The 14,325-nt window shown below is 47.1% G+C and carries 14 protein-coding genes; 10 read left to right on the top strand and 4 right to left on the bottom strand.

Features of this window, described 5'->3' with window-relative positions:
- Window positions 1–81: 81 nt before the first annotated feature.
- Window positions 82–888: an NYN domain-containing protein gene (locus tag IEY09_RS04485; protein WP_188870023.1), complete on the bottom strand. Its 807-nt coding sequence runs from the start codon at window positions 886–888 to the stop codon at window positions 82–84.
- A 952-nt stretch (window positions 889–1,840) separates the two neighbouring features.
- Between IEY09_RS04485 and IEY09_RS04480 the strand changes: the two genes are divergently transcribed.
- The 5 genes from IEY09_RS04480 (at window position 1,841) to IEY09_RS04460 (ending at window position 4,657) form a co-directional block, all read left to right on the top strand.
- A complete protein-coding gene (locus IEY09_RS04480; RefSeq protein WP_055646732.1) occupies window positions 1,841–2,143 on the top strand; it encodes a c-type cytochrome in 303 nt (100 codons plus the stop codon).
- 1 nt (window position 2,144) lies between these two features.
- Window positions 2,145–3,371, top strand: coding sequence for a sulfite oxidase (locus IEY09_RS04475; RefSeq protein WP_037429995.1), 1,227 nt, complete (start codon window positions 2,145–2,147; stop codon window positions 3,369–3,371).
- Window positions 3,371–3,754 (top strand): cytochrome C, encoded by a 384-nt coding sequence (locus IEY09_RS04470; RefSeq protein WP_133179633.1) that lies wholly within the window; start codon window positions 3,371–3,373, stop codon window positions 3,752–3,754. The genes IEY09_RS04475 and IEY09_RS04470 overlap by 1 nt, the downstream gene beginning before the upstream one ends.
- The gene (locus IEY09_RS04465; protein ID WP_188870021.1) at window positions 3,751–4,086 is read left to right on the top strand and encodes a c-type cytochrome; all 336 of its coding nucleotides are present in this window, start codon (window positions 3,751–3,753) and stop codon (window positions 4,084–4,086) included. The genes IEY09_RS04470 and IEY09_RS04465 overlap by 4 nt, the downstream gene beginning before the upstream one ends.
- A gap of 64 nt (window positions 4,087–4,150) precedes the next feature.
- A complete protein-coding gene (locus IEY09_RS04460) occupies window positions 4,151–4,657 on the top strand; it encodes a hypothetical protein (protein WP_229777688.1) in 507 nt (168 codons plus the stop codon).
- 148 nt (window positions 4,658–4,805) lie between these two features.
- Here IEY09_RS04460 and IEY09_RS04455 read toward each other — a convergent pair whose 3' ends face one another.
- Window positions 4,806–7,049, bottom strand: a complete 2,244-nt coding sequence (locus tag IEY09_RS04455) for a TonB-dependent hemoglobin/transferrin/lactoferrin family receptor (protein ID WP_188870019.1) — start codon at window positions 7,047–7,049, stop codon at window positions 4,806–4,808.
- A 190-nt stretch (window positions 7,050–7,239) separates the two neighbouring features.
- Between IEY09_RS04455 and IEY09_RS04450 the strand changes: the two genes are divergently transcribed.
- A complete protein-coding gene (locus tag IEY09_RS04450; RefSeq protein ID WP_188870017.1) occupies window positions 7,240–7,644 on the top strand; it encodes a carboxymuconolactone decarboxylase family protein in 405 nt (134 codons plus the stop codon).
- A gap of 180 nt (window positions 7,645–7,824) precedes the next feature.
- On the opposite strand, the gene IEY09_RS04445 is transcribed toward IEY09_RS04450, so the two are convergent.
- The gene (locus IEY09_RS04445) at window positions 7,825–8,325 is read right to left on the bottom strand and encodes a hypothetical protein (protein ID WP_188870015.1); all 501 of its coding nucleotides are present in this window, start codon (window positions 8,323–8,325) and stop codon (window positions 7,825–7,827) included.
- A gap of 185 nt (window positions 8,326–8,510) precedes the next feature.
- Entirely contained in the window at window positions 8,511–8,762 is a 252-nt protein-coding gene (locus IEY09_RS04440) for a DUF2999 family protein (protein ID WP_037414210.1), read from the bottom strand.
- Window positions 8,763–9,149: 387 nt separating this feature from the next.
- On the opposite strand from IEY09_RS04440, the gene katG reads away from it, so the two are divergent.
- From katG to IEY09_RS04420, 4 genes are all read left to right on the top strand, one after another.
- The gene (katG, locus tag IEY09_RS04435; RefSeq protein ID WP_037414206.1) at window positions 9,150–11,372 is read left to right on the top strand and encodes a catalase/peroxidase HPI; all 2,223 of its coding nucleotides are present in this window, start codon (window positions 9,150–9,152) and stop codon (window positions 11,370–11,372) included.
- A 198-nt stretch (window positions 11,373–11,570) separates the two neighbouring features.
- On the top strand, window positions 11,571–13,064 hold the full coding sequence (locus IEY09_RS04430) for an ATP-binding cassette domain-containing protein (protein WP_188870013.1): 1,494 nt from the start codon (window positions 11,571–11,573) through the stop codon (window positions 13,062–13,064).
- 175 nt (window positions 13,065–13,239) lie between these two features.
- Window positions 13,240–13,536 carry a DUF134 domain-containing protein gene (locus IEY09_RS04425; protein ID WP_188870011.1) on the top strand — a complete coding sequence of 99 codons (297 nt, stop codon included), beginning with the start codon at window positions 13,240–13,242 and terminating at the stop codon, window positions 13,534–13,536.
- The gene (locus tag IEY09_RS04420; protein WP_037414203.1) at window positions 13,533–14,036 is read left to right on the top strand and encodes a NifB/NifX family molybdenum-iron cluster-binding protein; all 504 of its coding nucleotides are present in this window, start codon (window positions 13,533–13,535) and stop codon (window positions 14,034–14,036) included. Before IEY09_RS04425 ends, IEY09_RS04420 begins: the two co-directional genes overlap by 4 nt.
- Window positions 14,037–14,325: the final 289 nt, after the last annotated feature.

Raw genomic sequence — 14,325 nt, 5'->3', positions numbered from 1 at the left:
GCTTAATTATTTATATTTAATTTAATGTTGTAATTACATGTTTAGTTGCTTAACAATTAATTTTAAATTAATTAGGTGAATTTATTTCCCATTCTTCTTTGCGCGTTTGATATCTCTTACCCATAGCACTGAGCCGTGGGTTTTACGCATTTCGAAGAGATCGATTGCGGCAAAGAGGTCGCTGAGTTTTTTAAATCCGTAGTTTCGCTGATCGAACGAGCTGTGATTTGAGATATGTGAGCCTATTGGGCCGAGTTGTGCCCAGCCATCTTCCTCTTCGGTTGCTTCTATGGCTTGGCGCAAAAGGTTGATCAGTTTGGTGTCACTTTTTAAATTGCATTTTTGTGGTGTCGCGGTTTTGGGCTGAGCTTGCTCGGTTTTACTAACTGAGTCTGGTGTAGTTGGTGGCGGCTGAGTGACTTCTGATATCACTTCAATTTCTTCTGCGACAACTACAGGTTCTGCGTCGAGGTAGAGGAAGCGAGAGCAGCTATTTACGAAAGCGGCTGGTGCTTTACGTTCACCGAAACCAAAAACGGTTTTACCATCGGCTAAGGCTCTGGTCACAAGGGGAGTAAAGTCGCAATCCGAAGAGATTAAGCAAATGATGTCTATATCCTTTGTGTAAAGAATGTCCATAGCATCAATCACTAAAGCGATATCGCTGGCATTTTTACCCTTAGTTAAATCGAATTGTTGAATAGGCTGAATGGCATATTCATGCAGGATATCTTCCCATGGCTTTAGGTTCGGGCTTTTCCAATTCCCATAGGCCTTTCGAATACTGATGAGACCGTGTTTTGCAAGCTCAGCGAGTACCACATCAAACTTTCTGGCTGGCGCATTATCGGCATCAATAAACACCGCAATTTTTTCTTTATTCTGCATGTGGGTTCCAACGAATGTGGTTGTTTTACTCATTCATAAGCACGCTACCGCCCATGGCACTTGCTACCAGAAAGCACATAGATGATAAATTTTAATAAAAACAATAATAAAGCTATCAGCTTGTGGTTGGTGAAACCTTAAACTGAATCACAATTGGTACTGAGGGGGAGCATCTTTAAGGAGAGGTGTAGAGTGCTTGTCCTTGCCTTGTTCGCTTTGTCGAGCGGATCTTCCCTGACTCATTTTATCGCCATTTTAATCAACGAATTTATCGTTAACACTAAATAGGCATTGATTAAGTAACAGCTTAAGCATTGTTTATTAATCAAAATTTAACTTAGCGTACAGCATATTATGAACAGCGGCAATAGTGACCTGTTGCCAAGGAAAAGTTATCTCTTGGATTTTAAACGAGCCCCGATTGTTAATTTTCTAAAGATATAGAAGGAATCACTCTGCTAGTTTTGCATTAGCCCAAAATGGAACATTCATTTGTTTTTCAGTAAATCGCAGACAACACCAAAGTGACAGAAGTTCACGAGTGTCTGACGCGATAGCATAAGAACGCTTACTCCGTTAGGGGCGTCTTGGAGCATCCAAGGGCGAAGGCCAACGGCCGTTTTGAGCGCGAGATAGGGATATCGAGCTGGTAGTTTAACATGGACGTTTTTGATAGGACGAGCAGTCCTCCTTGGTCGACTCTTGATTAAAAAATCAGGGGGTGAAGCCCCACGACTTTAACTCCCCTTGGCCATAAGGCCATAAACTATCTTCTTTATCTAATCAATGGCTTGAAATTTTACTACTTACTAATACAAGTCACTTCTCTTGAGCTTTTGACTCAATTGTATTGAATGTGAACCTCGATAAGCATTGATGTAACTTAATGTTATCTGAATGGCTACGTTCAATGACAGTCGTCGTGATGAACACTAACTGAAGAGAATAATGGATGTTGCTGCGAGTGATTTATTCGGCGGGTGTGCTGATGCTTTTGTTGCCGGTGGTCACCCACGCCGATGAGAGCAATAAATTATTGAATATGTGCAAGGCCTGCCATGGCAAGTCTGGCATGAGTCGTTTTGAACATATTCCGAATATTGGATGGCAAAACTCGGATTATCTGTTGAAGCAGCTTCGAGCCTTTAAGGCTGGCACGCGCCAAGACCCCACTATGACTAAAGTCGCTCAGTTGTTGAGTGAGGCGGATATGCAGCAGATGGCGGAATACTTTTACCTCGGAAAGGATAAATAACATGGATCTTAATCGTCGAGTTTTTATAAAAGGTGCGGTAGCGACGTCGGTGTTATCCGCGCTGCCGGTTAAGTGGGTATTTGCCGATAAGCTTCCTGCTGGGGTGAGTGCTTTGGATATTTCGGCATTAACGTGGACTAAGGCTGAGGACTTACCGAGTTACTTCAAAGTATTAAACACTAATCCGCTGAATGCCTATCCGCCAGAGCATATGCTAGCGCCAGCGGTGACGCCTGCCGATGTTTCGTTTATCCGCTGGAATGGCATAGTGCCTGACTTTAAAACGCTGGATGCTAAAACCTGGACTTTTACAGTGGATGGCGAGTCGGTTATCACCCCTAAAACCTACACCATTGATGAGTTAAAACGCCGCTTTAAACATCACACCTTACAGCTATTGATTGAATGTGGCGGCAATAGTCGCGCGGGCTTTTTCCCGAGCACTAAGGGCAATCAGTGGAATAACTCAGCGGTATTTTGTTCAGAGTGGACAGGGGTGTTGGTGAGCGATGTGCTTAAGGATTGTGGTGTTAAAGCCGATGCGGTTTACACCGGCCACCATGGGGCTGATGTGCATTTGAGCGGAAAAGGTGAGGCCATTTCCCGCGGTGTTCCTATCAAGGCGGCGCTCGAAGAGCTTGGGCTAATCGCATGGTCGATGAATGGTGAGGATATTCCTTACCTGCATGGTTATCCCCTACGTATCGTATTTGGTGGCCGGCCGGGATCGGTTTCGCAAAAAGCGGCAACGGGGATCAGTGTGCGTAATAAAGTCCACGACGGGCATAAAATGGAAGCGCCAGCGTATCAAGTGCCTAAATATCCGATTGCACCGGGCGAGACGGTTGCTGAAAAAGACTATCGAATAATTGAAGAAATGATCGTGAAGTCTTTGATTACTCAACCACAATCTGGCACTGAACTGGCTCAAGGGCAAAAACTGACGGTTGCGGGCCATGCGTGGGCGGGCGTGCGCGAAGTGGTGAAGGTGGAAGTGAGTTACGATTATGGCACCCGTTGGTTTGTCGCGGAGCTACAAAAACCGAAAAACGCCACCGCATGGCAGCAATGGAGCATTGAGTTGCAGCTGCCAACACAGGGCTATTACGAAATCTGGGCCAAAGCGACCGATAGCGAAGGTGATAGCCAACCGGTTGTACAGCCACAATGGAACCCTAAGGGATATATGTTTAATGGTTGCCACCGTATTGCCGTTAGGGTGGTGTGATGAGAGCGCATGTCAATAAGCTGATCATGTGTGGGCTGCTTTTCACTGGGGCGTCGTTCGCCGCCGAGTATCCCGTGGACCCTCAGTCGGGCCTCATTATGGCACCCGGTTGGGAGTTGGTTAATTATCAATGCAATGCCTGTCACACCAGTATGATTGTTACCCAAAATCGCGGTGATAAAGCCTTTTGGAAAGAAACCTTGCAGTGGATGGTGGATACCCAAGGCTTATGGGATTTGTCGGATACGTGGGAGCCGACGTTGAGCTACCTCAGTACCTATTATGGTCAAGCTGAAATGGATATGACCCTCTTTAGGCGTTTGCCCCTTGACGCAAGCCAGTTACCACCGCCAGCTAAACCTGCCGCTAAGGGATCTCAATGAAAACGTTTATCGTCAGTTTGCTTGTCCTGTGCGGCTTATCCACAGCGGTTTATGCCGAAGGTTATCAAGCCGATATCGATCGGGGTAAGGCGCTGGCCACGGCCCAATGTGAGTCATGCCATGGGCTGGCGATGATCGCCATGGCCAAGCAATTCCCCAATTTAAGGGGGCAAAAACCGGCTTACCTTAATAAGCAGTTAGTCGATTTCAAAGCGGGCTTACGCCTCGATCCGTTAATGCAATCACAGGTCAGTGCGTTGACTGCCGAGCAATTACAGGATGTGGCGCTGTTTTATAGTCAGCAAGAGATCCCCAACCTCAGTGCAAATTAGTGCGGCTAGCCGTTTGCTTGCTGACAAGAGTAAGTTAAGCGGTTAGCATCAAGGCCATCGGCTTATGGCGACGACACGGCTGGAAATGGCGTTGATAGGAATGGCTTTGATAAATCGCAGAAAAATAGCATCTCTTATTGGCGTGCTGGTGTTATTGCCAGCATGGGGATATGCCCAGCAAGCTGAGGTGAGCGAAGCTAATCACTGTCAGCCTGTCAGCGGCTCTGAACAACACTCAGATCAGTGTGAGCATAACGCGGATAATACCGCCTACGATAAATTTGATGGCGTGGTATACCGTGGCGTCATCAATACCAAGCCCGTCACGCTGGAAATTATTGGTCAAGGCAACCGCTATCGAATGACCGTTGATGGCTTGGCAACATTTGGGGAGTTGAATACCGAGCGCGGCTTTGAGCAGGATGAAAACGCTTCGCTCTTTATCCTTAACTGGCAACAGCCTGAAGCAGAACAGATAAAGTTTGTTAAATTATCCAAAGACCATTCAGTACTGGTGCGGGTTGATGCCAATGGCCTGCTCGATAACACCGCAATCCTGCATACGCGATAAAAGCATCCACTGAATCATTGTTGTTGCGAGCGCTTGATTACAAATCAGGGGATGAAACCGCGATTTTGATTGAGTGTATGACTCAGAGAGATTGCTAAACATTCCCCGGTAAACACCGGGGAATGTTTAGCAAGTACAACAGCTTAAATTAAAACTGATAATTCACGCTCAGGTTGAAATAACGCCCAGGTTGGGTGAAATCATCCTTTTGCAAGTTCATGGTGCTATTGAGTAAGAACACGGATTGGCCAGCCACATCGGCGTAGTCAACATATTCCTTATCAAACAGGTTATACACCCCTGCACGCAGATGCAGATTGTCGGTAACGTGCAGGCCCATGGTTAAGTCAAACACGGCGTAACCGGCGGTGTTGTAGACTTCGTTAAAGCTTTCTTTAGGAATACATTGGCCCATCACGCAAATATCATCAATGGTCAGGTTGATATCGTGGGTGCGATCCATCTGATCGGCCCAGCGGACCACTGCGCCAATGTCGGTTTCCATTCCACCGATATCGCTATACCAATTTACCCCTAGGTTGCCTTTTAGCGGGCTAACGCTGTTAAGGTATTGACCGTTTTCATCGGTTCCATGGGTATAGGAGATATTGCCCCATAGCTCGATAGAATCTGTCAGCCAATGGTTGGCTTGGGCTTCAGCGCCGTAGAGTGTCACTTGATCGCGGTTGAAGTACTGGTATTTGAACTCCATGGGCTGCATCACCGGACCAAACACTGGCGGTTTAAAGCTGACATATTGCCAGTCAATAAAGTCGACCGCGTGGGTGTAGAAGGTGGTGAGTTCATATTGAGTATCTGCATGATTGCCACGGATACCCAGTTCCCAGGTGTGGGATTGCTCAGACTTTAAGTCATAGTTGGCTTGAATGATCACATCGGTCATCGAGCCGCCATCGACTTCTAACTCACCCCATTTTTGATCGGGCGTAGGCATTTTATAGCCATAGGCATATTGAGTGTAGGCACTCACTTTGTCGGTAAGTTTATAAACGAGGCCTAGTTTAGGCGACCAAAAGGTGTCGCTCATTACCGCAAAGTCGGCGGGATCTTTACCTGCTTCCATCGCTTGTTGTTGGTCGGGGCTGTTACGGAAATAGTCATAACGTAGGCCGCCAATCAGGTTTAAATCACCATTTAGCAAGGTGATATCGTCCTGCAGAAATAGCCCTAAACGGTTGCTATCGGTATCGGCAAAGGTAAAAGGAGTTTCGGTTTGCCAATCACCGCCGCTGCTGGCGATATTGTTGTTGCGATGACGCATCATTTGGGACCATTCATAGTCCATACCGTAGGTGAGCTGATGGCCGTATCCCTCTGCGCCTATGTATTTGCTGAAGGTGCTGGTTAGGCCCAGTCGCTGATCTTTAAATTCATAGTCGCGATATTCGGTAAGTGGGCGCGCTGTGGTACGCAAATCAAAATAATCGCGGTGTTCGAGTTGCTCCGTTTGGCCAAAATAGGCGGTAACGGTCAAATCATCGTGTAAGTAAGTGGCTTTATCGGAGCGCAGTTGCAGGGCGCCGTTGATCACTTGGGTATCGCGATCGGTATCAATCCGCTCCTGCGGTACTTGGGCACGATTGAGCTTATCTTCCCAGCGTTCTAGCGTTTGCTCTAGATAGTCGAGGGTGAGCTGCACTGTGGTGTGCTCATTAAAGCGGTATTTGCTCTTGAATAGCAGGCTGTCCTGCACGAGATCGCTTTCAGGCTGAGTATCAAAGTAGTTAGGTAACTCTTCGCCTTTGCGGTGCTGGTAGGTGAGCAAATTCTCAAAATCGCTATAGGCCGCGGCGCTGGTAAAACCGCCGGAGTACTCGTTATTGATGCCTGAATAGCCCGCATTGAGCGACACATAATAATCTTCGCCCCGCAGATAGTCGCTGGCATCTTTGGTGCGCATCACGACTACGCCACCGAGAGCATCGGAGCCGTACATAGTGGATGCAGCGGCTTTAACTACTTCAATTTGCTTAAGACTTTGCACTTCGGTTAAACCACGGCCTGTGCCTTCAGCACCTGGGCCTAACGGCGAGGCATACTGGTTATTTACCCGTACGCCGTCTTTCACCATCATCACTCGGTTGCCGCCAATCCCGCGAATAGTCACTGAGGTCGGTTTGCCCGCGCCGCCCTTGATATCGACAGCCGATTCGTTACGGAACAGGCTACCAAAATCATTGCTCATATTGCGTTCGATAGCTTGTTCATCTATCACCAAAATAGATCCAGCCACCTGCTCAATGTTTTGTTCCATACGGGAGCCTGAGACCACAATTACTTCTTGAATAAGTGGTTTAGATTGTTCGTCTGCCCAAGCGGGCAATGCACTTGCGACGGCAAGGGCACATAGACTGAGCGGCAATGGTTTCATCAATCACCTTTTTATAAATGAGAATTGTTCTTACCTTGAATATGCGCGATAGCTTATATGGAATTTACCTTGAGGTCAGGTTTTAATTGCCATAATGTGATCGATGCAAAGCCTGTGAATGATGTTTTTAAAGGGAATTATCTATTGAGCCAGTTAACCTTGTCAGAGTGTAGAGTAAAAGGATTGTCAGATGAACGAAGAGCAATATGAAAAAGGGCTTAAGGTGCGCCGCGCTGTGATGGGTGACAGTTTTGTTGATAAGGCCCTTAGCAGCGCAACGGATTTTACCCAGCCATTACAGGCGTTAGTGACTGCCAATTGTTGGGGTGAAGTGTGGTCCCGCGAGGGATTACCGCTGCAAACGCGCAGTTTAATCACCATCGCAACCTTAGCGGCACTAAAAGCGCCAGCTGAGTTAAAAGGTCATGTTCGCGGTGCCTTGCGCAATGGTTGCACAGTTGCAGAAATACAAGAAGTACTCTTACATTCAACCGTTTATTGCGGTATGCCGTCGGGCATTGAAGCCTTTAGAGCGGCAAAGGAAGTGATTGAAGAGTGGCAAGCTGAGCAGGCCAAGATGTCGGAGCAGTCTTAATGTTAGACCCGTGTGGCATGTATCTTTTGAGCCATCGGATGTGGCACCATCACCTGATGTGTGCGTACTTAGGATACCTTGCCTGAACGAGGGGATGCTACTCGCTCGATGTTCGATGTTCAATAAGTGTGGCCTGAGTTTTTGCCTGTAGCTTGCGGCTCACACTCAGGCCAAGGCTTGTTAGAGTCGTGGATCGGCCGATTGGCTCTCGACTTGGCCGATGACAGTGATATCACTCAAGTTTGATAGTTTGCCCCACTGCTGAATCGTCATCATGCCGGTGATTTCCTGGGCGCTGAAACTTAAGCGTATGCCGTCTTTGCGGTATTCCTGCGGCAGATTTTTAGGCAATATTTTTTGGCCGGTGTCGGCGATAATTCCCCAAAAACCCCCTTCTAAATTGAGATATCTTACAGTGCCTTGCAGCATCATACCTTCTCCTTTAGGTGAAATACTTGGCTTGTTAACACCTTGTTTAGCCGCTTGCTGTTGCTGACTTTCGCGCTTATCCATATTGAGCGGATTGATCTCTGCTGTGCTTGCTTGAGGCGTGCTTGTTTGTGAACTCGTTTGCTCGGCGGGTTTGTCCATACCTTGTGCATGTTGCGCTTGAGTTTGCTTTTGACAACCCAACAACAATAGGGGCAAGAGAAGTGCAAATAGACGAATAGGTGGGCGCATCTTGATTCCTTTCAATCACTTTTGGTTATGATGGCGTGTTGCAACACTCTAGCAAATATTGTCCGCGAGAGGCGATAAGGTTTTTATATCTTTATGTAGCAGTGTGAAAGGGTAGAGATAACAATTTGAATAAAAAGGCAAAGCCAATGCTGCTTTGCCTTTATAAGCCGATTGGCTGGGATAAATTACTTTTGTAGCTGCGCTTTAGCGGCTTCAACCTTGGCGAAATCTAAACCCAGCTCGAGTACCGCTTCTTTAATCACGGCAGGGTTTTGCATTACCAGAGCCATCAGTTGTTGCAGTTTTTCAGGTGGAATACCGAGCTGGCCAATAATGCCCATCGCCATCAGGGGATTATCGGTTAATGCTTGAAAAAGCTCGTTAATTTTTGCATCAGTGACATTGTGTTCTTTTAAGATGGCAATAATCGGATTCATTGCAATACCTTATCAACGTTAACGGAAAACGGCCGCTATGCTATCACAGATAGCTAAACCTTTTGGATGAACAATTTTATACCATAGTCATTCCCTATAAGTTGACTACTAATACAGTATGGATTTCGGTAAGCGGCAACTTTCTTAATGCTTTCATAAATTAACCATCGTTAATCTATTTTCGCGATTCCATTCATCGGTATTAATCGTTTCAATTACTTAGAAGCCTGTCATTAGACTGCAATCTCGGTTGTGTTAACGGCATATGACAATTTTGCCTTGGAGTAACACAACGATAAGGATTGCTGTATGCCGTCAAACAGCAAGCGGATGGCTCATTGTTAATACAAATCAATGGGCCGAACAGGACGAAACTAGGTAACTATCATGAAAATAAACACCCTTCCTACGCTATCGGCGTTAACTTTGGCTATGTCTCTCGCATTGGGGGCGGGAACGGCCACAGCGCAAGAGCAAGTCACAGGTAATCAATTTTGGTGGCCTGAAAAATTAAATCTCAGTCCATTACGTCAAAATGCGATTGAATCCAATCCCTATGGCAGTGATTATCACTATGCCGAAGCCTTTAAAACCTTAGATCTCGATGCGGTAAAAAAAGATATCAAAGCCTTGATGACAGAGTCTCAGGACTGGTGGCCCGCCGATTATGGTCACTATGGGCCTTTCTTTATCCGTATGGCGTGGCATAGCGCGGGCGTATACCGGATTTTTGATGGCCGCGGTGGTGCTGCGGGTGGCCAACAACGTTTTGAACCCTTAAATAGCTGGCCGGATAACGTGAGTTTAGATAAGGCGCGCCGTCTGTTGTGGCCCATCAAGCAAAAATACGGCAGCAAGCTGTCTTGGGGCGACTTGATGGTGCTAACGGGTAACGTGGCATTAGAGTCGATGGGCTTTAAAACCTTTGGTTTTGCGGGTGGTCGTGAAGACGACTGGGAAGCCGAAATGGTCAATTGGGGCTCAGAAAAAGCGTGGCTCGATAGTAAAAGACGCAACGAAAAGGGCGAATTGGCTAAACCTATGGGCGCGACCCAAATGGGCTTAATTTACGTTAACCCAGAAGGCCCGAACGGGGTGCCTGATCCTTTAGCATCGGCAAAGGAAATCCGCGATACCTTTGGCCGTATGGCGATGAATGACGAAGAAACCGTTGCCTTAATCGCCGGTGGTCACACCTTTGGTAAGGCGCATGGCGCGCACGATCCTGCAAAATGCGTGGGGGCCGATCCGGCCGCAGCAGGCATTGAAGAGCAAGGTCTAGGCTGGAAAAACAAATGTGGTAAAGGCCACTCTGAAGACACTGTTACCAGTGGTCTGGAAGGGGCTTGGTCATCCAACCCAACGAAATGGACTATGGAATATTTAACCTGGTTGTATACCTTTGACTGGGTACAAACCAAGAGTCCAGCGGGCCATATCCAATGGACGCCAGCCGATGATAAGGCGGCAAATCTGGTACCTGATGCCCATTTACCGGATAAGCGCCACGCGCCGATTATGTTCACTAGTGATATCGCGTTGAAGGAAGATCCTATTTATCGCGAAATCACCACGCGTTTCCTGAAAAATCCTAAAGAGTTTGAGCTAGCCTTCGCTAAGGCGTGGTTTAAGTTAACTCACCGCGATATGGGGCCAAAAGCGAGATATTTAGGTGCCGATGTGCCAGCAGAAACGCTGATTTGGCAAGATCCTATTCCTGCCCTTGACCATCCGCTTATCGATAACGCCGATATTAAAGCCTTAGGCAATAAGATCTTAGCATCTGGGTTAACAGTTCCTGAGTTGGTGAGAACCGCATGGGCGTCGGCCAGTAGCTTCCGTGATACCGATATGCGTGGCGGGGCAAATGGCGCGCGCATTCGTTTAGAGCCTATGATGAACTGGCAGGCCAACAATCCAAAAGAGTTAGCTAAAGTATTGGCTAAGCTTGAGAAAGTCCAAAAAGACTTTAATGGTTCGCTCAAGGGCGGCAAAAAAGTCTCCTTAGCGGATGTGATTGTGCTGGGTGGTAGCGTCGCGGTTGAGAAAGCCGCGAAAGAGGCGGGAGTGACGGTTTCGGTGCCATTTACCCCAGGGCGAATGGACGCCACACAAGCACAAACCGATGTGAACTCATTTGCTGTGCTTGAACCTGCGGCCGATGGTTTCCGTAACTATTACTCAAAAGACAGCAGTCTTTCTCCCGCTGAGATGCTGATTGAGCGCGCCAATATGCTTAATCTGACCGTGCCCGAAATGACGGTGCTGGTGGGTGGTTTGCGTGCGTTGGATGCCAATAGTGCTGGCGTTAAACACGGTGTATTTACCGATAAGCCTGGCGTGCTGAGCAATGACTTCTTCGTTAACTTACTCGATATGTCGACTAAGTGGAGCAAGTCAGCCAAACAAGAGGGCATTTACGAGGGACAAGACCGTAAGAGCGGTAAGCTTAAGTGGACAGCAACCCCAGTCGATCTTATCTTCGGCTCTCACTCTGAACTGCGCGCCGTGGCTGAAGTGTATGGTGCACAAGATGGCCAAGACAGATTCGTGCAAGACTTTGTGAAAGCGTGGAATAAAGTCATGAACGCTGATCGCTTCGACATCTAAAGTGAGTGGTTAACCTCAAGCCCATCCGCGCGTTTTCGTCGGGGTGGGCTTTTTTATTTTTATGGATAATCAGTGTTTGAGCGATTGCTGACTGGCATTCCATTCTGCTTATTTACTCAGTAGTATCAATGCCATGATAGATTTTACGCATATTCAGTCGAGTCAATGTTAATCGGGTTGAATACCTAAGGAAGTGGGATGGGGAATAGTGCTACGTACTGGGATAAAACGCTTGTTGTAAAAGGGTTGCGCTACGGTCGTGGTAATGAGCAGCTAGTCGTTGAAGATTGGCAGTTAATGCCGATGCAGCATTGGGCCATTTTTGCGACCGATAGCTATAGCGGCTCACTCCTTGGGCGAATATTAGCGGGTGATATACAGCCTGATGAAGGCGAGATATCTGGATTACCGTCGCGAATTGGTTGGGTGTCACTCGGTTTACAGCAGGCATTACTTGAACGTGAGCTAGCAAAGGATGAACTCGACTATGGTTCAACGGTTGAATCCTTAGTGCTGGAATCTTGTCTGCATACTGAACGTTTGAGCGCCTTTTTACAAAAAGTGGAACTCGAACACTTAGCGCAAAGAGGATTTAGACAGTTATCGACTGGTGAGACTCGGCGGGTGATGTTAGTGAGGGCACTGGCAACTGAACCTGAATTATTGATTTTAGATGACCCCTTCGCTGGGTTAGATAGCGAGCATCAACTTAGCCTATCACAGTTGTTAGTTGAAATTGCCGAATATACTCAGTTGCTTATCATCACCTCCCGCCAAGAAGAATTACCGCCGTGCATTAGCCATGTGGCACTGTTTAATAGCGATATGCTCAAATCGGGTCAGCATGTGCATCAACTCAGCGCACCCATGTCGATTGAGCAGTGGCATAGTCACCCTGTGATGGCACACTTAAATGCACTTTCCGCCAGCCGCAGTGCCGAGTTATTGGCGTTAATGGAACGCCAACGCCACAATGCCGAAGCCTTTGATCCCTTAGTTGAGATTAAAAATGGCAAGGTGGAATATGTTAGCGGCTTGATTTTTAAAGATGTGAATTGGCGGATTAGTGCGGGACAACACTGGCAAGTGCGCGGGCCAAATGGTTGCGGTAAGAGTACCTTACTCGGGCTGATTTTGGGCGATCATCCCCAATGCTACAGTAACGATATCACCCTCTTTGGGCGTCCACGAGGCAGTGGTGAGAGTATTTGGCAAATAAAACAACGGATTGGCATAGTATCATCGGCCTTGCATTTGCAATACCGAGTGAGTTGTTCGGCGCTCGATGTCTTGTTATCGGGTTTTTACGATTCTATCGGTCTGTACCATAAACCCACTAAACCTCAGGTCGATTTGGCGAAGGAATGGCTAGCGATACTGCATATGAGTGAGTTTGCCAGCACGGGCTTTAAACAACTGGATTACGGCCAGCAGCGGCTATTGCTTATAGGCAGGGCATTGATTAAACAGCCGTTATTGTTGATTTTGGATGAACCCTACCAAGGGCTCGACTTTATCAATCGCACTTTGGTGATGCGGGCGCTGAATATGATTGCCGAGCACCATCTTAGCCAATTGCTTTATGTCTCCCACCATAGAGAAGATGCCTTGCCAGCCATTAAAAACTTTGTCGATTTTATCAAGCAGGAAGAAGGTTATTCGGTTGAGATTAGTGAGGGTGCCGATGTGTAACTCGACTTAGCTATCGAGCCTAACCTTATCATCATGGTGAGTAAAACTGTGATAACAGCCTCGGTTTAAAAGTGGTAAATGACCATAATAGTTTTTGGCGTACGCCAAAAACTATTCAAAGGGAGCATCAATGCTCGATTGCTTTCTAACATTTGCCCTTGAGGTACCATCATAGATGCCAAGACCCAAAAAATGCCGTCAATTATCGAGTTGTGTGCCCTGTAGCCTGTTTAAACCTAATGGCATACCAGCGGCCAACTTATCCCAGATCCTTTTAGCTGCCGACGAGTTTGAAGCCTTAGAGCTTGGTGATGTGCAGCGCTTAAGCCAGCTTGAGGCCGCAGCGCAAATGGGGATCTCGCGGCAAACCTTTGGTTATCTCCTCGCCAGTGCTCGCCAAAAAGTGGCGACCGCTATTACTCAAGGGTTAGTGCTGAAATTACCGACTCGAAACGATAAGGACCCAATATGATTATCGCCCTGCCTATTAGCCGTGGACGGCTTGCCAGTCATTTTACTAAGGCGCAGCAAGTCCATTTTTATGATGAAAATCATCAACTTTTACTTTCTATCCCGAACCCCGCCCTTGGCGGCAATTGCCAAGATAAAAAAGCCTTGTTAGATGTCATTCGTGCCCAGCACACCAGCATTGTGGTGGTGCAACATATTGGTGAGCGTATGCTTGGTAAGCTGCTCGATGCAGGGATCAGTGTGAGCCGAGGGGATAATCAATTATCGATTGCCACGCTGCTCGCCCAGAGTAAAGAGGTGAATTTGCGTTTAACCCAAGCATCACAGGGGCGTGCATCCCTAAAACATTTAGCCAAGGGCGGATGCTGTGGTGCTAAAAGAAGTTGTGGCTGCGGCGGTAAGGCAAAGACAACTCAAACCTTGTTGAGCCTGACTCAAGCGCAGCCAAGCTTAACCTTAGCTAAACCCATCGCATACAGTGGTTTTAGATTATCAAAATAGTCATGGCGTTATTGTAGGAGCGGAATAAAGTTTGTACTAAACAATCAATTACCCCTGCGAGTACCGTTTTAGATTAAACATGACCCAAAATAAAGATTCATACTAAGTGCTACTACTCAGTCCGAATCGAGCTACAACCGAGTATTAAAGTATCATACCCGTTGTAGCTCACTTCGGGACCAAAGCTAAATAGCCTTTTATCTACTCAGGAAGTTTATTGCCATTGTTTCCACAGTGACACGCCGCCTCTTTATTTAACATGAAGTATCCCTATAGGCTCGACGGCGAC

Source organism: Shewanella xiamenensis (assembly GCF_014647135.1).
Lineage (GTDB): Bacteria > Pseudomonadota > Gammaproteobacteria > Enterobacterales > Shewanellaceae > Shewanella > Shewanella xiamenensis.
This window is presented reverse-complemented; position numbering and strand designations above follow the sequence as displayed.